Below are 16,483 nucleotides of genomic sequence, written 5' to 3'. Positions count from 1 at the left end.
TGAGGAGCCTTCATGCCTGACAGGGCTGAAATCATTTCTGTCGTAGAAGATTACGTCAAGTATCTCGGAAGTCACGATGTTGACAATCTGGTTGCGCTGTTTGCCGCCGACGCCGTTCAACACGAACCGTTGGGTGTCAAGACCTATCGCGGGGTCGACGAGATTCGCGCATTCGACACGGCAAACGCGCAGGTCGACTTCACAGTCAGCCTGCTCGGTCCGATTTCGGTGACGGGAAAGTACGCAGCAATGCAGCTTCGGGTGCAGCGCGTCGGGATGGCCGACTTCGCTGCCTCCGACCTGTTCGAGTTCGACGACAACTGCAAGATCGTCTCGTTGAGTGTGGTTCTCGATCCGCAGGCACTGTGTTGAGCGCTCAGGGCCTGCTGGCCGGCAAAGTAGTCGTGGTCTCGGGAGTCGGCCCGGCGCTTGGTCGTTCGATCGCAGTGCAGAGTGCGGCGGCCGGTGCGAAGGTTGTTCTGGCCGCCCGCACGTCCGAGCGTTTGGAATCGGTGGCAACCGAGATCCGTGATCGCGGCGGAATTGCACTGGCCATTCCGACCGATCTCACCGACGTCGATTCGATCTCCTCGTTGGCTGAGACTGCGCTCGCAGAGTTCGGCGGCGTGGACTGCCTCGTGAACAACGCCTTTGTCCAACCGGCGCAGGTCTCGCTCCTGGACGCCGACATGGCGTCCATCCAGTCGGGTATCGACATCAACCTGCTTGCGGCGTTGAACGTGACACGCGCGTTTGTGCCGGCATTGACCGAGGCGGAGGGCTCCGTCGTGATGGTGACGTCCATGGTGCTGCGTAATCAGCTTCCCGGGTTCGGGGCCTACCGCATCATGAAATCCGGGCTCCTGGCAATGGCACGCAGTTTGTCGATCGATCTCGGTCCCAAGGGCGTTCGAGTCAATTCGGTTGCTCCCGGCTATATCTGGGCGGACTCGGTCAAGAACATGTTCGAGAAAAAGGCGGCGGCAGCTGGGGTCGACCCCAAGGTCATTTACGACGAGGTTGCAGCGGGCGCCGATCTGCGCCGGCTACCCGAACCTGACGACATCGCCAATGCCGTCGTCTTCCTCTTGTCCGATTCGGCCAGAGCCATCGCCGGGCAATGTCTCGACGTCAACTGCGGTCACACCCACCACTGAACAACCCCACAAGGAATTACAGATGACACAGGATTACGACGGCATCGGTTCCATCGACGACTTGCACCAGGTCGCGCGTGAGGAGACCGGGTACAAAAACTTCGGCAGCGACAGCTATCTCGAAGGGCTTCGAGTTCTGCTCGAGTCGTTCCAGCAGGAAGCCGACCTCACTCCGCACGGCAAGGTGATCGCTCGCAAGATGATCGTCGGAGCGCTCGCGGGACGCCTGACCAGTGAGGCCGGATTCGCGAAATACCCCGAGCACATCGACGTTCCGATCGAACGCCCGATCTTCGTGGTCGGGTTGACCCGCACCGGCAGCACCGCGCTGCACCGCTTGCTCGGTGCCGACCCAGCGCATCAGGGCGCCGAGATGTGGCTCGCCGAGACGCCGCAGCCGCGCCCCGAGCGCGACAAGTGGTCGGAGAACGAAGATTACGTTCGCTCCGACGCCTTCTACCGTGCTCGCCAGCGTAACGAGGCAGACCTGATGAAGGTTCATTTCATGGGGGCGGAGGAGGTCGAGGAATGCTGGCGGCTGCTGCAGCAGACGATGCTCTCGACCGCGTTCGAGACGGTGGCGTACGTGCCGAGTTACACCCGGTGGCTGGCGGAGCAGGACTGGACCGAAACATATGCGCGGCACAAGAAGAACCTGCAGTTGATCGGGCTGCACGACCAGGACAGACGGTGGGTGCTCAAAAGCCCGAGCCATGTCTTCGCGATCGACGAGATCATGTCGGTCTATCCGGATGCACTGTTCGTTCGGACCTTCCGGGACCCGTTGACATCGATGGCGTCCACCTTCAGCCTCGTCGAGCAGGGCGGACACGACATGTCGAGGGCCTTCGATCGTCCGGCCATCGGGCGCACGCAACTGGAGTTGTGGGCGCGAGGGAATGCGAACTTCAACAATGCCCGTAGCCGTTACAACCCCGATCAGTTCATCGACGTCGACTACAAGGACTTCATCGCCGATGCGGTCGGCACCGTCGAGAAGATCTACGCGCAGTTCGGCCTGCCCTTCACAGACGACGCCCGCGCCGCGGTGGAGGCGTCGCATCAGGCCAGCCTTGCCGAGCACCGTCGTCCGTCGCATCACTATTCGCTCGAGGATTTCGGCGTGAGCGCTGCCGACGTCGAAGCGAAGTTCGCCACCACACCCTGAAGCCCTCCGGCCCTGTGCGCCTTTTTGGTAGTGCCGACTACCAAAAAGGCGCACAGGGCGAAGCCCCAACCGAAACAAGGAGATTCACATGAATGCTGTTTGGGAAAAGTTCTGCGCAGATCTGCTCGAGGTCGGAAAGGTCCTGGAAGACGAGATCGTCCCTCAGGATCCGCTGACTCAAGCCGAGGGCGTCCGCTACCTGAGTCGGTTGCTTCGGTACGGCACGATCAACTGTGTCGAGTACACCGATCCGCGGTGGCCGCAGTTCTCGTCGGCTCCGAACCCGAACATGATGACGAAGATCGGTGCCGACAACCCGGACAACGTCTACATGCGCGCCAACATTTCCGGTAAGTACAACTACCGGATCATCGGCACCCGAGGCACCGTCCCGCTGATCACCTTCGGCTCGCGCGTAAATCGGTACCACATCGACGGCACCATGCTGCAGACCGGCGATCTGCATATCCACGACCTCGAGGTCGACGAGAACGGCCGTTTCGAGTTCATCGCGAGCGTCGACAAGCCCGATGAGGGCGCTTGGCTGCCTTTGGCGCCCGACAGCAACCTCATCTCCGTTCGGCAAACTCACCAGGATCGACGCAACGAGGTTGTCGGTGATCTGACCATCGAATGCCTGAACCCGGACGGCGAGTTCGTCCCGCTGACTCCGGAAGAGATCGGCGAGCGTCTCACCAAGTCCGTCGGGATCGTGAAGGGGATGGCGGAGACCTTCCTGGAATGGTCGCGCAAATTCCAGCCGCACACCAACGAGATCTTCGACTGGGGACAGGACTACTTCCAGGATGCCGGCGGCGATCCGACGATCTTCTACTTCCACGGTTACTGGAAGCTCGCCGAGGACGAGGCGTGGGTCATCGAGACCGAGGTTCCGAACTGCGAGTACTTCAACTTCGTGCTGCAGAACTTCTGGGTCGAGTCCCTCGACTACAACCGCACGAACATCTACATCAACAATCACACCGCGAAGCTCAACGACGACGGCACCATGACAATCGTCGTGGCGGCGAAGGATCCGGGTTATGGCAACTGGATCGACACCGATTCGCATGCCGAGGGGACATGGGCGCTGCGCTGGATCAAGGCGGACTCGCACCCGATCCCGACGTCCAAGGTAGTCAAGATCTGACACGCTGACGGAGATTGGGAACGTATGTACACCAAGAAGATTAGGTTCGGCCCTCGCTTTGTCGCGCTCGGGCTCGCCGGTGCATTGATGTTGGCCGGCTGCGCGTCGAGCAGTGGGGACAACTCGGGATCGGCTTCACCGAGCAGTAGTGGCGCAGCTGGTTTTGTGGGCGCCCCAGATGTGGGGGAGCGGATCGACGGCGGTGTTCTCACCTTCGGGTCCTATTCGTTCCCTTCCTCGTTGGACCCCACGAGAACGCAAGCCTCCGGTTCGACCGGCGGAACCGAAATGGCCGCGATTTACGACACGTTGGTACGCAGCGACTCCACAAACGGGAGCTTCGTGCCACAACTCGCGAAGACACTGTCGAACAACAGCGACTTCACTTCGTACACCGTCACTTTGGCTGATGGCCTCACCTTCAGCGACGGAAGTCCGCTCGACGCGGAAGCAGTCAAGTGGAGTATCGATCGATTCGTGGCAGGCAAGGGTGATGTATCGCAGACCTGGCTCAACATCGTGGACCGGATAGAGACGCCCGACGCCACCACAGTCGAATTCGTGCTCGAGCGGCCCTGGCGTCAATTCCCGGCGCTGTTGTCGCTCGGCCCCGGAATGATCGTTGCGCGAAGTTCAGGGGGAAAGGCAGGTTCGGTTTCAGGAACCGGGGAGGGAGCGTTCACACCGATCGGGGCGGGTCCGTTCACCTTGGCCAAGTTCGCCCCGCACGAAGAACTGGTACTCGCCGCACGCACGGATTATCAGGGCGGTAAACCGCCACTGGACACAGTGCGGTTTGTTCCCACGTCGGGTGCGCAGTCTCAGTACGAATCGTTGAAGAGCGGCCAGATCGACATGACGTACATCCTCCGCGACGAGGCCGTGATCGAACAAGCTCTCGACGACGGATACTCGGGTTACCTCAGTCCGACCGGACAGAACGGGATCGGCACGATCAACAACCGTGAGGGCAAGCCCGGGGCCGATGTTCGCGTCCGTCAGGCGATCGCCTACGGGGTGGATCCGGCGGCGGTCAATACCCGGGCGAACAACGGATTGGGCACCGCCAGTTCCGAACTGGTCCCGCAGACGTCACGTTGGTACAACAACACAGCAGGCATTCCGTTCGATCAGGTGAAGGCAAAGGCGCTGCTGGATCAAGCGAAGTCCGACGGGTACGACGGGAAACTCCGCTACCTCACCACCTCGGAGCCGAGCCAACAGGCGACGGCACTGACGGTTCAGGCGTCGCTGAACGCGATCGGTTTCGACGTCACCATCGACTACGCGACCGATGTGACCGATCTGGTTCGACGGGTATACAAGGACCACGATTTCGACATGACCAGAGGTGGCGCTCCGGTCGGAGAAGAAGCGCCGTACCTCAATTTGTACAACAGTATGGCCAGTGATTCGAAGAACAACCCGTCCGGCTTCGCGGACCCGGAGATGGACGCGATGATCACAGCTGTGCAGACGGCATCGACGGACGATGCTGTCCGTGAGGCGATCAGCAAGGTGCAGGAGTACGCCAACGCGACTGTGCCTTACGTGATCTGGGGGCCGGCGTCGGTGTTGACCGCATGGGCCGGCAATGTTCACGGCGTCGTACGCAACATCACCGACATCATGTTCTTGGGCGGCGCTTGGATCTCGCCTAACGGCGAAACGGTGGAACGATGAAGTGGTCCTTGGCGGGTGCGATGATCGACGCCCTGGAACTGTGCGAGTTGGCGCAGGTCGCCGAAGAGGTGGGGTTCGACGGAATCGCGATGCCGGATTCCGTGTTCTATCCCGAGCAGGTGTCGGCTCCGTATCCGTACACCGCTGACGGCAAGCGGATGTGGGCACCCGAGACGCCGATGCCCGATCCGTTCATTGCGATGACGGCAATGGCAGTCGTCACGTCGCGAATTCGGTTCTACACCAATGTGTTCAAACTTCCACTGCGCGATCCGCTGTTGACGGCCAAGCAGGTATCGACCATGGCCGTGATGTCGCGAAACCGCGTCGCTCTCGGCGTCGGTTTGTCCTGGATTCCCGAGGAATTCACCTTCACCGGGACCGAGATGCGCACCCGCGGTGCGCGTACCGACGAAGCCATCGAGATCATCAAGGCGGTGTGTGCGGGGCGTGGACCGGAATGGGTCGAGTACCACGGCAAGCACTACGATTTCGACGCTCTGATGATCAGTCCGGCTCCGGAGATTCCGGTTCCGATCTACATCGGTGGGCACAGCGAACCGGGGTTGCGTCGTGCAGCCAGGCTGGCTGACGGTTGGATGTCGGTGAACACGACCAAAGCCGAATTAGCCTGCGCTATCGATCGCCTCACGGAATTGCGGGTCGAGTACGGTCGTGCCGATGTTCCTTTCGGCGTCAACGTCTCGCCGACGGATGTTCGTGATCTGGACGGATATCGCGAACTCGAGACTCTCGGAGTCACGGAAATCAGAGTGTTGCCCTGGTATCGCTACGGAGTTGACGCCGGTGATCGTCAGGGGCGACTCGACTCCATTCGGCGGTTTGCCGAGGAGGTCATCACTCAGTACTGATCGATCAGCGTCTGCATCGCCCGGCCGTAGAGTTTTGCCAACTCGTCGCGATCTGCGGACTGGGGGATGCTCTCGTCGCTGAGGACGCTCAACAGGCCGGACACCTGGGCGGAGACCAGGAGTGCGCGGGTGTACGCGTCTTCACCGTCGAGGCGAGCGGCGAGATTGGTGGCAAACGTGCCTGTCATCTCGCGCAGTCGCTCCCGGATGCGTGGACTGTCCGACGCTCGCATGAGCGCTGTGTACACCGACAGCATCCGGGCGTCGGCCTTGCCCAGGACGAAGACTGCGATCCGCTCACCGAGGGTGTCGAGTGGGCCGTCGAACTGACCTTCGAAGTAGTCCGCAACCGGAGTGGTTTCCAGGAACAGCGCTTCCTTCGACCCGAAATGCCGGATGACCAGGGCCGGATCGATTCCGGCAACTTTAGCGATGGCGCGAACTGACGTGCCGCCGAACCCGTGCTCACCGAATAGTTGGAACGCTGCGGCGCGAATCGCCTCGGACGTCGAGGGCTGTTCCTGCTCTGGTGTGTGCTTCGTGGATGTCACGACATCGACCTCTGTGCTCGCTCGCCGACCTCGTTGTCAACGGCGTTGACTCTAACGTGTCAACAGTGTTGACTGTTGAGTCTGTCAACGGTGTTGACAGCTAGATGCGGTTAGTGAAGAGAGTGTGAAATATGACAGATACCGATGTCCGCGTTCCCAGTGAAGAGGTCGTCGATCCGCCGACCAACTGGAAGATGGTGGGCAGTGGACTCGCGTTTCCGCTGTTCTTCGTCATCATGTTCTGCCTGTGTTACGTCAGCGCGTTCCACTCGCCGATGCCGAACCAGGCACCGATCGTGGTGGTTGGTCCAGCATCTGTGACGGCGTCGTTGATCGAGGGAATCGAAGCCACGTCTGGCGACAAATTCGACCTCGTCGCCACAGAGAACTCGGCTGACGCGATCTCGCGCATCGACAACCGTGACGCTATCGGCGCCGTCGAGATCGGTGACACCGTGACCGCACATATCGCCACCGGTGCGGGCGCCTCGACGGTTTCCGTGGTGAGCAGCTTGGCGCATTCCGTCGCGGAGCAGACGGGGCAGCAGGTCACGGTGATCGACTCGGCGCCCGTCACGGCGCGCGACTCCTCGACCGTCGGGCTCTTCTACTTCCTGATCGTCTGCACCCTCGGTGGCTACCTGACCATCACGGTGCTCAGTCAGGTTGCGCCGAGAATGCGGCTGCGAGAGCAGTATTCGATCCTGGCCGGTGCGGCGATACTCACCCCGCTCATAGCCTTCGGAATCACCAGCATCTTCATGCACGCCTTCGGGGCGTCGGTCGGTCAGATCCTGCAATTGCTGGGAATCTCGATGGTCTACACGTTCACCGTCGGTGCGGTGAGCATCTTGCTCAATCGACTGCTCGGCCAAGCCGCGATCTTCGCGGTGCTGACGGTGCTCGTCTTCATCAACTTCCCGAGTTCGGGCGGTGCGATCCCGGTGTCGTTCCTGCCCGGATTCTGGCAGCACATCCATTCGTTCTGGCTCGGATCAGCGGCCATGGAGCCCATCCGCTCCGTCATCTACTTCGAGGGGAACGGCGCCGGACCGCACCTGCTCGTTCTGGGGATCTGGCTGGTCGCGGCACTCGGCCTGACCGGACTGCTTGCCTCTCGGCAGTCGAAAAAGACGGCAGCGCAATAAATGTGGTGGGGCCGGCGATTGCCGACCCCACCCGAACTGTCTACTTCAGCCGTACGGCGTCCGTGCCCGGTCCGTCGAGCATCGCGGACCCTAGCAGGATGTCCGGAATGCCGAACCCGTCGATCAGTGTCTCGACGTGGGGACGCAGGGTGCGGCACCGCTCGTTGATCCCGCGCGTCACGGCCTTCGAACGCTCCACCGACAGATGCCGGTGCTCCATGAACCAGGCCTTGTCCTCTTCGATCACGGACAGTGCGTAGAGGTCGCACACCTCGCCGAAGAGTTCCTTTGCGGTCTCGTCCTCACACGAGTCGATGCCGGCGACGAATGCTTCCAGGATGACGCGCTCGATGTGCGCCTGAGCGGCTTTGAGCACGTGGTCCTGCACGAAGTTGAACGCGTCGAACGGGTTCTCCTCGCGTTTCTGCGCTGCCTGCAATCGCCTTGCCGCAGTGGCGAGTAGGTACTCCTCGCGGTCTTCGAACATCTTCATCTGGGTGCCGCGGTTGAAGAGGCTGCCGTCCTCTTCGTTGTCCTGGCGAGTGTCGACGATCGTCTGCAGGATCTGCTGCGCTGCCGTGCGCTTCTTGACCACGTCGGAGACCGTCGTAGCCGCGAAGCGCATCCAGTCGACCGGGCTCATGCCGCGGACTTCGTCGGCGTACGAGGTGAGGAGTTCTTTTGCGACCAACTGCGTCAGAACGTGGTTGTCACCCTCGAACGTGGTGAAGACGTCAGTGTCAGCCTTGAGCGCGGTGAGGCGGTTCTCGGCGAGATAGCCTGCGCCACCACAGGCTTCGCGTGCTTCCTGGATTGCCCGAGTGGCATGCCACGTGTTGGCGGCCTTGAGTCCGGCGGCACGACCCTCGAGTTCACGCTGCTCCTGCGGGTCCGGGTCGTCGCTGCTCTGAATGTCGTGCATCGCGGCGACCAGTTCGTTCTGTGCGAACTGCAGAGCGTACGAGCGGGCGATCAACGGCAGCAGACGCTTCTGATGGACGAGGTAGTCCATGATCAGGACCTCGTCGTCACTCTTCGGAGCACTGAACTGCCTGCGCTGCAGGGCATATCGACCGGCAATGGCCAATCCCACGCGGGCGGCCGCTGCCGCCGAACCGCCGACGGTGACACGTCCACGAACCAATGTGCCGACCATCGTGAAGAACCGACGGTTCGGGTTCTCGATCGCCGAAGTGTACGTGCCGTCCTCGGCGACGTCGGCGTAACGGTTGAGCAGGTTCTCACGCGGGATGCGGACCTGGTCGAAGACGATGCGGCCGTTGTCGACTCCGGGCAGTCCACCCTTGAGCCCGCAGTCGGACGTCGTCACTCCGGGGAGGTCGTTGCCGGCGTCGTCACGAATCGGCACGACAAAGCAGTGGACGCCCTGGCTTTCGCCTCCGGTGATCAGCTGTGCGAACACTGCCGCGACAGTGGCGTGCTGGGCAGCGCCGCCGATGTAGTCCTTGCGAGAAGACGGGGTGGGGGAGTTGACGACGAACTCGCCCGTCTCGACGTCGTAGGTTGCCGTGGTTTCGAGTTCCTGGACGTCGCTGCCGTGACCGGTCTCGGTCATCGCAAAGCAACCGAGCAGGTCCAGGTCGATCAGCGGCTTGACGTACGCCTGGTGGTGACGCTCGGTGCCGAGGTTTTCGATGGCGCCGCCGAACAGTCCCCACTGCACGCCGGCCTTGACCATCAGTGAGAGGTCGGACATCGCGAGCATCTCGATGCTGGTGACGGCGCCACCCGCGTCGCCCGTTCCGCCGTGAGAGACCGCGAAACCGTTTGCGGCGTAGCCGAGATCGGCGAGGACCCGCATCTGTTCGAGAGCCTTGGAGCGCGCAATGGCGGTGTTGGGTGTGTAGTGCGGAGCAAAACGTTCGTCGTTCAATTCGCCGCGAACGCGCTCACGCACCTCCCGCCAGCGTCCGTCGAGTGTTGTCCTGAGGTGGTCCGCTGTGGTGGCCATGGAACCGACGATAGCGCGTAGCGCACCGCGGGCAACCCGGTTCGATCCCAACCTCACATTCAGCAGGAGCCCGCGGCACCCGCTTCGATTCCTTGGCGGAAGAGTTCCTTCTCGCTCTCGGACATAGCCTGGTACGAAGGGTCGTTCTCGACGATCTTCAGGAAGTCGGCGCCCGCTGTCTGTGTCGACGTGTCGCCGCTCTGAACACGCTGCTGAACGTAGACGGACATTGCCGAACACCCGCCGAGAAACGCCGGGTCGGTGCTCGTTGCCGCGGTGGTTCGAGCCGAGTCTGTGGCGCTCGGCGGCGACGAAACTGTCGCCTTGTCGTCGTTCGAAGCGTCCGAACCACACGATGTGAGAAGAATCGCAGCCGAGACCATCAGCGTCGTCAACAGTCGCTTCATGACCGGAATCGTCTCACGTGGGGCCCGGTTCGACCGGAAAACTCGCCTCGAGCACCGAAGTCCTACACCCTGTCGTTGTCAGATTCGACAGAACTGGGACACTGGAAGCCGTGACTGTGTCTTCCGGTGATCCCGACGTGCATGCAACGAACTCCGCTCGGCTCTTCGAACGTGCCGGCAACGTGATTCCGGGTGGCGTCAACTCGCCCGTCCGCGCGTTCGGTTCGGTCGGTGGAACACCGCGATTCATTCGCGAAGCATCCGGCTACACCCTCACCGACGTCGACGGGAACAATTACGTCGACCTGGTGTCGTCCTGGGGTCCGATGATTCTCGGGCACGCTCACCCGGCAGTCGTCGAAGCCGTTCGCGAAGCAGCGCTCGGCGGTCTCTCCTTCGGTGCGCCGACCGAAGGCGAAGTTGCCCTCGCCGAGGAAATCGTCGCCCGCGTCGCGCCCGTGGAAAAGGTTCGCCTGGTCAACTCCGGAACCGAAGCCACGATGAGCGCAGTCCGCCTCGCCCGCGGATTCACCGGCCGCACCAAGATCATCAAGTTCTCCGGTTGCTACCACGGCCACGTCGACGCCCTTCTCGCTGACGCCGGATCGGGCCTCGCGACGTTCGGGCTGCCGACCTCGCCCGGCGTGACCGGCGCTCAAGCCGAAGACACCATCGTCGTCCGCTACAACGATCTCGATGCAGTCGCCGCGGCGTTCGCCGCCAACCCCGGCGCCATCGCGTGCGTCATCACCGAAGCTGCCGCCGGAAACATGGGCGCCGTCGCACCGCTTCCCGGTTTCAACGAGGGTCTGCGTCGTCTCACCCGTGAGCACGGCGCACTCCTGATCATGGACGAGGTGATGACGGGATTCCGCGTCAGCGCCTCGGGTTGGTACGGCATCGACAACGTCGCAGGCGACCTCTACACCTTCGGCAAGGTCATGAGCGGCGGCCTTCCTGCCGCAGCCTTCGGCGGCCGCGCCGACATCATGGGTCACCTCGCGCCGGACGGTCCCGTCTACCAGGCCGGCACCCTCTCGGGTAACCCCGTGGCCGTCGCCGCCGGACTCGCGAGTCTGCGCGCCGCCGACGCCGAGGTGTACGCCAAGCTCGGCCGGAACGCGACCGCCCTCGGCGACCTCATGACCCAAGCCCTCACCGCCGAAGGCGTCGAACACCGTGTGCAGTACGCCGGAACCTTGGTGAGCGTGTTCTTCACCGAGAACACGGTGACCAACTACGACGAAGCCAAAGCCGCGCAGACCTGGCGATTCCCCGCCTTCTTCCACGCGTTGCTCTCCCGCGGCGTGTACCCGCCGCCGAGCGCGTTCGAAGCGTGGTTCGTCTCCGCTGCACTCGACGATCGAGCATTCTCGATCATCGCCGACGCCATGCCGCACGCCGCCAAGGCCGCAGCTGCTGCCGTCAAGCCCTGACACGTTCAAGCTCGAGCAACAACCGCACGCTTCCGACATCCATCTTCTTCAGCGAGGACCCTCGACTGTGACCGACGCCGATCACCCCGACCACACGTCCACCCGCACCATCGTCCACGTCCTTCGCCACGGCGAAGTTCACAACCCGCGCGGGATCCTCTACGGACGGCTCCCGGGCTTCCGGTTGTCGGTGGCGGGCGAAGCCCAGGCTCGTGCGGTCGCGTCGGTGCTCGCCGATCACGACATCACCCACGTGGTCGCGTCGCCGCTGCAGCGCGCACAAGAGACCGCGACGCCGATCGCCGAGGCACACAAGCTCGACATCGTCACCGACGAAAACCTCATCGAGGCAGGCAACGAGTTCGAGGGTCTCAAGGTTGCCGTCGGGGACGGTGCGCTCTCACGTCCGCGTCACTGGTGGAAATTGCGTGACCCGTTCACCCCGTCCTGGGGCGAGCCCTACCTGCAGATCGCTCATCGCATGCTCGCAGCCGTCAACGCCGCACGCGTCGCGGCAGTCGGACACGAAGCCGTCGTCGTCAGCCATCAGCTTCCGGTCTGGACACTGCGTCGATTCCTGCAGGGCGAGCGTCTCTGGCACGATCCCCGTCACCGTCAGTGTGGACTGGCCTCGTTGACCTCACTGGTCTACGAAGGCGACACCCTGGTCGACATCGTCTACTCCGAACCTGCCGGTGCCTCCGACCCGAGAGTGACAGGAGCATGATTTCGCGCCGCATCGCCGCAGCATTCGCAGCCGCTGCGTCGGCGATGCTTCTTCTCTCGTCCTGCGCGACCGGCGACGACGCCGTCGCACAGGGCGGAACTTTCGACTTCGTCTCACCGGGCGGGCAGACCAAGATCTTCTACGATCCACCGTCCGACCGAGGCACCATCGGCAAGCTCTCCGGGCCCGATCTTATGAACGAAGGTAAGAAGGTCGGCGTCGACGACTTCGAGGGCAAGGTCGTCGTCCTCAACGTCTGGGGTCAGTGGTGCGGGCCGTGCCGCGCCGAAGCCGACGACCTGGAACAGGTCTACGAGCAGACCAAGGATTCGGGCGTGCAGTTCCTCGGCATCAACGTCCGCGACGACACCAAGAACAAAGCGCAAGACTTCGTGGTCGACAACAAGGTCTCGTACCCGTCGATCTACGACCCGTCGATGCGTTCGCTGATCGCCCTCGGTGACGGCTACCCCACGTCGGTCATTCCGACGACGATCGTCCTGGACCGCCAGCATCGCGTTGCCGCGGTGTTCCTCCAAGAACTTCTCGCCGAGGATTTGCTAACCGTCGTCCAGCGAGTAGCTCAGGAAGACGCGCAGTAAAGATGACAACCACGACCACCACGCTGCTGGCAGGCAGCGACACACTGAGTGCCGGTGTGGGCGAAGCGTTTCAGAACGCGGCGTCGTCCGGTCCGCTTCTGCTGGCCCTCGGCGCCTGTGTGCTCGCCGGTCTGGTGTCGTTCGCTTCACCGTGCGTCGTGCCGCTCGTCCCCGGCTACCTGTCCTACCTGGCCGGCGTCGTCGGCGCCGACGCCCCCGCGATCACCGCCGACGAGGCGAGGACCCGGACGATCACCCGGAGCAGTCGCCTGAGGGTCGCCGGTGCGGCCGGATTGTTCGTCGCCGGCTTCACCGTCGTCTTCGTTCTCGCGACCGCGTCGGTGTTCGGCGTGATCTCGACTCTGCTCGTCAACCGCGAGGTCCTGATGCGCGTGGGCGGTGTGGTCACGATCGCGATGGGTCTGGTGTTCATCGGACTCATCCCGGCGCTGCAGAAAGACGTCCGTTTCGAACCGCGTCGTGTGTCGTCGCTGGTGGGGGCGCCGCTGCTCGGGGGAGTGTTCGCGCTGGGGTGGACGCCATGCCTCGGGCCGACGTTGGCAGGCGTGATGTCCGTAGCCGCGGGAACCGACGGGATGACCGCCGCGCGCGGTGTCACCTTGATCGTCGCGTACTGCATCGGACTCGGCCTGCCGTTCATCATCTTGGCGCTGGGGTCGGCGCGTGCGCTGACCGGCGTCGGCTGGTTGCGTCGTAATGCACGCACCATTCAAATTTTCGGCGGAATCATGTTGGTGGCAGTGGGAATCGCCCTCGTCACAGGCGCGTGGGACCAGTTCGTCGGCTGGGTTCGCGACGCATTTATCTCGGAGGTGACGCTGCCGATATGACAGCTGACGACAATAACGACAACCCGACACCCGTGCTGCCGAAGCAGTCGGTGATCGGTCGAGTCGTTGCACTCGGGCGCAACACCTGGCGCGGGCTCACCTCGATGCGGACCGCGCTGGTTCTGCTGTTCCTCCTCGCACTCGCTGCGATCCCCGGCGCCCTGCTGCCACAGCGAACCCTCAACGAGGGCAAGGTCGCCGACTACATCGCCGCGCGTCCGACGCTCGGTCCGTGGATGGACCGCCTCGAACTGTTCGACGTGTTCAGCAGCTTCTGGTTCACCGCGATCTACGCTTTGCTCTTCATCTCGCTGGTCGGCTGCATCCTGCCGCGTTGCGTGGAGCACGCGAAGGCGCTGCGCACCCGTCCGGTGAATGCGCCGCGCAATCTTGCTCGCCTGCCGCACCACACCAAGAGCGTCGTCGACGGCGAGACTCCCGACGAACTTGCTGCCCGGGTGTCGAAAGAACTGCGTGGGTGGCGCGTCGAAACGCGTCGCGGCGATACGAAATCACGACGCGAAGGCGAGATCACCATCTCGGCGGAGAAGGGATACCTCCGCGAATTCGGCAACCTCGTGTTCCACCTGTCGCTGGTCGGATTGCTGATCGCGATCGCCGCGGGCAAGTTGTTCGGCTACGAGGGCAACCGCATCGTCATCGCTAACGACGGCCCCGGATTCTGCACGACCTCGCCGGCAGTGTTCGATTCCTTCGTCGCGGGCCTGAGCCTCGACGGCACCGGCATGACCCCGCTGTGTGTCCGTGTGAAGAATTTCCAGGCCGACTACCTCGAGACCGGTCAGGCCGAGATGTTCACCTCGGACATCTCGTACCAGGCAGGCGACGACCTCGAGTCCGATACCTGGCGGGACACGACCATCCAGGTGAATCACCCGCTGCGGATCGCCGGCGATCGTGTGTACCTGCAGGGACACGGATACGCGCCGACATTCACCGTCACGTTCCCGAACGGTGAGACCCGCACCGAGACGCTCCAGTGGCGTCCGGACGACGCCACGACGTTCCTGAGTAGTGGCGCGATGCGTTTCGACCCGCCGGGCGGCATGTATCCCGATACGGACGAGCGCCGGAAGAACCAGATTGCCATCGAAGGATTGTTCGCGCCCACAGCGCTGTTCCACGGCAACCTGCTGTCGTCGAGTTACCCGGCGATGAACGATCCGGCAGTCGCCATCGACATCTACAAGGGTGATACCGGACTCGATACCGGTAACCCGCAATCGCTGTTCGAGCTCAACACCGAACTGATCAATCAGGGCCGGCTGGTCAAGCAGGACCGAGTCAATCTGTTCCCGGGTGAGAGCGCGACGCTTGCCGACGGAACTCAGGTGCGATTCGATGGTGCCGTCGACTTCGTCAACCTGCAGGTCTCCCACGATCCCGCTCAGGTGTGGGTACTGGTTTCAGCGTTGACGATGATGGCGGGGCTACTCGTCTCGCTCGTGATCAAGCGTCGCCGCGTCTGGGCACGTATCTATCCAGATGATGAACGACGTACTGTAGTAGAACTTGGTGGGCTTGCCCGCACCGACCACGCAGGCTGGGGCGACGAGTTCGACCGCCTCGCCGACCGCTTGCTGAAAAGCAATCCGACCACCGCGGTGACCGAACCGCACGCGCAGGAGAACGCCCGATGACAACCAACGAGACACTCGCGCAGTACAGCGACTGGGCCTTCAAGTCCGCCTTCACCGTGCTCGTGCTGGCGTTTGTGCTGCTCATCGTGCAGTACGCGTCGGCCAGAGCAAAGGCGGTTCAGGACAAGGAACTGGTCACCGCCGGCGGAGTCGACGCGTCCGTGCCTGGCCGGGTCGCGGAGACTCCGACCAAGTCGCTCTCGGAGCGATTCGGCGGAATGGGCCGAGCTGTCTTGGTTGTCGGAACGGTACTGATCATCGCGTCGATCGTGCTCCGCGGATTTGCGACGGAACGATTCCCACTCGGCAACATGTACGAATTCGTGGCGATGGCGTGTGCGGCGTCGTTGCTGGTCGGGCACGTCCTGCTGATCAAGCCGGCGTACCGTCCGATGTGGGTCTTCCTGCTGGTACCGGTTCTGATCTTGATGTTCCTCGCCGGCACGGTTCTCTACGCCGACGCGGCTCCCGTGGTTCCGGCGCTGCGCTCGTACTGGCTGCCGATTCACGTGACGATCGTCAGTGTCGGCTCCGGCATCTTCATGATCGGCGGTATCGCCAGCCTCCTGTTCCTGTTGCGACTGAAGTTCCCGCCCGGTGACGAAGGCACGAGCATCGGCGGCCGGATCGCGGAGCGACTGCCGGACGCCCAGACGCTCGACCGCTTGGCATACAAGAGCACGATCATTGCATTTCCGCTGTTCGGCGCAGGTGTGATCCTCGGTGCGATCTGGGCGGAAGCTGCATGGGGACGCTTCTGGGGTTGGGACCCCAAAGAGACGATGTCCTTCATCGCCTGGGTGATCTACGCGGCCTACCTGCACGCAAGGGCAACGTCCGGGTGGCGGGAGACGAAGGCTGCCTGGATCAACATCGCCGGATTCGTTGCGATGCTGTTCAATCTCTTCATCATCAACATGGTCGTGTCCGGCTTGCACTCCTACGCGGGACTCAACTGATCCTCTCGAGGTACCGTGGGTGGCTGCCGACCGGTCTGTAGGTATTACCGGTGGGTAAGTCAGGGGCGGCGCCAGCTACGATGCAGCTTGGTGAATTACTAGCTGTCTGGTAGCTGCGGGATCGACGAGGGGGAACTGC

General features: G+C 62.8%; 16 protein-coding genes. 13 read left to right on the top strand and 3 right to left on the bottom strand.

Translation table 11 applies throughout. The features are described 5' to 3' along the window. The first annotated feature begins 12 nt into the window (after nt 1–12). The 6 genes from QMA15_RS10635 to QMA15_RS10610 all read left to right on the top strand — a co-directional run bounded on the left by QMA15_RS10635 (nt 13) and on the right by QMA15_RS10610 (nt 6,030). Nucleotides 13–372 carry a nuclear transport factor 2 family protein gene (locus tag QMA15_RS10635; RefSeq protein ID WP_033235479.1) on the top strand — a complete coding sequence of 120 codons (360 nt, stop codon included), beginning with the start codon at nt 13–15 and terminating at the stop codon, nt 370–372. Beyond that, nucleotides 366–1,157, top strand: a complete 792-nt coding sequence (locus tag QMA15_RS10630) for an SDR family oxidoreductase (protein WP_279163261.1) — start codon at nt 366–368, stop codon at nt 1,155–1,157. Before QMA15_RS10635 ends, QMA15_RS10630 begins: the two co-directional genes overlap by 7 nt. A 22-nt stretch (nt 1,158–1,179) precedes the next feature. Next, nucleotides 1,180–2,325: a sulfotransferase gene (locus QMA15_RS10625; protein ID WP_279163262.1), complete on the top strand. Its 1,146-nt coding sequence runs from the start codon at nt 1,180–1,182 to the stop codon at nt 2,323–2,325. A gap of 88 nt (nt 2,326–2,413) precedes the next feature. Next, on the top strand, nt 2,414–3,475 hold the full coding sequence (locus QMA15_RS10620; RefSeq protein ID WP_007735293.1) for a DUF1214 domain-containing protein: 1,062 nt from the start codon (nt 2,414–2,416) through the stop codon (nt 3,473–3,475). A 24-nt stretch (nt 3,476–3,499) separates the two neighbouring features. Further along, nucleotides 3,500–5,158, top strand: a complete 1,659-nt coding sequence (locus tag QMA15_RS10615) for an ABC transporter substrate-binding protein (RefSeq protein WP_030535496.1) — start codon at nt 3,500–3,502, stop codon at nt 5,156–5,158. Further along, the gene (locus QMA15_RS10610; protein ID WP_030535495.1) at nt 5,155–6,030 is read left to right on the top strand and encodes a TIGR03619 family F420-dependent LLM class oxidoreductase; all 876 of its coding nucleotides are present in this window, start codon (nt 5,155–5,157) and stop codon (nt 6,028–6,030) included. The genes QMA15_RS10615 and QMA15_RS10610 overlap by 4 nt, the downstream gene beginning before the upstream one ends. Here the strand turns inward: QMA15_RS10610 and QMA15_RS10605 are convergent. Beyond that, the gene (locus QMA15_RS10605) at nt 6,021–6,581 is read right to left on the bottom strand and encodes a TetR family transcriptional regulator (RefSeq protein ID WP_020968944.1); all 561 of its coding nucleotides are present in this window, start codon (nt 6,579–6,581) and stop codon (nt 6,021–6,023) included. The genes QMA15_RS10610 and QMA15_RS10605 overlap by 10 nt on opposite strands. A 131-nt stretch (nt 6,582–6,712) precedes the next feature. Here QMA15_RS10605 and QMA15_RS10600 point away from each other — a divergent pair, with 131 nt between their 5' ends. Continuing rightward, nucleotides 6,713–7,729: a hypothetical protein gene (locus QMA15_RS10600; protein WP_279163263.1), complete on the top strand. Its 1,017-nt coding sequence runs from the start codon at nt 6,713–6,715 to the stop codon at nt 7,727–7,729. Between the two features lie 40 nt (nt 7,730–7,769). Here QMA15_RS10600 and QMA15_RS10595 read toward each other — a convergent pair whose 3' ends face one another. Together QMA15_RS10595 and QMA15_RS10590 are read right to left on the bottom strand one after the other, a co-directional pair. Continuing rightward, a complete protein-coding gene (locus QMA15_RS10595; RefSeq protein WP_046379830.1) occupies nt 7,770–9,701 on the bottom strand; it encodes an acyl-CoA dehydrogenase in 1,932 nt (643 codons plus the stop codon). A gap of 59 nt (nt 9,702–9,760) precedes the next feature. Next, nucleotides 9,761–10,108 carry a hypothetical protein gene (locus QMA15_RS10590; protein ID WP_195791850.1) on the bottom strand — a complete coding sequence of 116 codons (348 nt, stop codon included), beginning with the start codon at nt 10,106–10,108 and terminating at the stop codon, nt 9,761–9,763. Between the two features lie 110 nt (nt 10,109–10,218). Here QMA15_RS10590 and hemL point away from each other — a divergent pair, with 110 nt between their 5' ends. From hemL to ccsB, 6 genes are all read left to right on the top strand, one after another. Beyond that, complete coding sequence (gene hemL / locus QMA15_RS10585; RefSeq protein ID WP_019744354.1) at nt 10,219–11,544, top strand: glutamate-1-semialdehyde 2,1-aminomutase; 1,326 nt, start codon at nt 10,219–10,221, stop codon at nt 11,542–11,544. A gap of 67 nt (nt 11,545–11,611) precedes the next feature. Further along, nucleotides 11,612–12,271, top strand: a complete 660-nt coding sequence (locus QMA15_RS10580) for a histidine phosphatase family protein (RefSeq protein ID WP_003941868.1) — start codon at nt 11,612–11,614, stop codon at nt 12,269–12,271. Next, a complete protein-coding gene (locus QMA15_RS10575) occupies nt 12,268–12,873 on the top strand; it encodes a TlpA disulfide reductase family protein (protein ID WP_290284347.1) in 606 nt (201 codons plus the stop codon). Before QMA15_RS10580 ends, QMA15_RS10575 begins: the two co-directional genes overlap by 4 nt. Before the next feature lie 2 nt (nt 12,874–12,875). After that, nucleotides 12,876–13,724, top strand: a complete 849-nt coding sequence (locus tag QMA15_RS10570; protein WP_003941906.1) for a cytochrome c biogenesis CcdA family protein — start codon at nt 12,876–12,878, stop codon at nt 13,722–13,724. Continuing rightward, entirely contained in the window at nt 13,721–15,385 is a 1,665-nt protein-coding gene (locus tag QMA15_RS10565; RefSeq protein ID WP_290284344.1) for a cytochrome c biogenesis protein ResB, read from the top strand. The genes QMA15_RS10570 and QMA15_RS10565 overlap by 4 nt, the downstream gene beginning before the upstream one ends. Beyond that, complete coding sequence (gene ccsB / locus QMA15_RS10560) at nt 15,382–16,344, top strand: c-type cytochrome biogenesis protein CcsB (RefSeq protein WP_195791849.1); 963 nt, start codon at nt 15,382–15,384, stop codon at nt 16,342–16,344. The genes QMA15_RS10565 and ccsB overlap by 4 nt, the downstream gene beginning before the upstream one ends. Nucleotides 16,345–16,483 lie beyond the last annotated feature (139 nt).

It is taken from the genome of Rhodococcus sp. APC 3903 (assembly GCF_030407755.1).
In the GTDB taxonomy this organism is placed as follows: Bacteria; Actinomycetota; Actinomycetes; order Mycobacteriales; family Mycobacteriaceae; genus Rhodococcus_F; species Rhodococcus_F erythropolis.
This window is presented reverse-complemented; position numbering and strand designations above follow the sequence as displayed.

Coding starts and splice junctions, on each gene's coding strand:
- QMA15_RS10625 (WP_279163262.1), top strand. CDS start 1,180: ATGACACAGGATTACGACGGCATCGGTTCCATCGACGACTTGCACCAG.
- QMA15_RS10600 (WP_279163263.1), top strand. CDS start 6,713: ATGACAGATACCGATGTCCGCGTTCCCAGTGAAGAGGTCGTCGATCCG.
- QMA15_RS10635 (WP_033235479.1), top strand. CDS start 13: ATGCCTGACAGGGCTGAAATCATTTCTGTCGTAGAAGATTACGTCAAG.
- QMA15_RS10595 (WP_046379830.1), bottom strand. CDS start 9,701: ATGGCCACCACAGCGGACCACCTCAGGACAACACTCGACGGACGCTGG.
- QMA15_RS10565 (WP_290284344.1), top strand. CDS start 13,721: ATGACAGCTGACGACAATAACGACAACCCGACACCCGTGCTGCCGAAG.
- QMA15_RS10620 (WP_007735293.1), top strand. CDS start 2,414: ATGAATGCTGTTTGGGAAAAGTTCTGCGCAGATCTGCTCGAGGTCGGA.
- ccsB (WP_195791849.1), top strand. CDS start 15,382: ATGACAACCAACGAGACACTCGCGCAGTACAGCGACTGGGCCTTCAAG.
- QMA15_RS10590 (WP_195791850.1), bottom strand. CDS start 10,108: ATGAAGCGACTGTTGACGACGCTGATGGTCTCGGCTGCGATTCTTCTC.
- QMA15_RS10570 (WP_003941906.1), top strand. CDS start 12,876: ATGACAACCACGACCACCACGCTGCTGGCAGGCAGCGACACACTGAGT.
- QMA15_RS10610 (WP_030535495.1), top strand. CDS start 5,155: ATGAAGTGGTCCTTGGCGGGTGCGATGATCGACGCCCTGGAACTGTGC.
- QMA15_RS10615 (WP_030535496.1), top strand. CDS start 3,500: ATGTACACCAAGAAGATTAGGTTCGGCCCTCGCTTTGTCGCGCTCGGG.
- QMA15_RS10575 (WP_290284347.1), top strand. CDS start 12,268: ATGATTTCGCGCCGCATCGCCGCAGCATTCGCAGCCGCTGCGTCGGCG.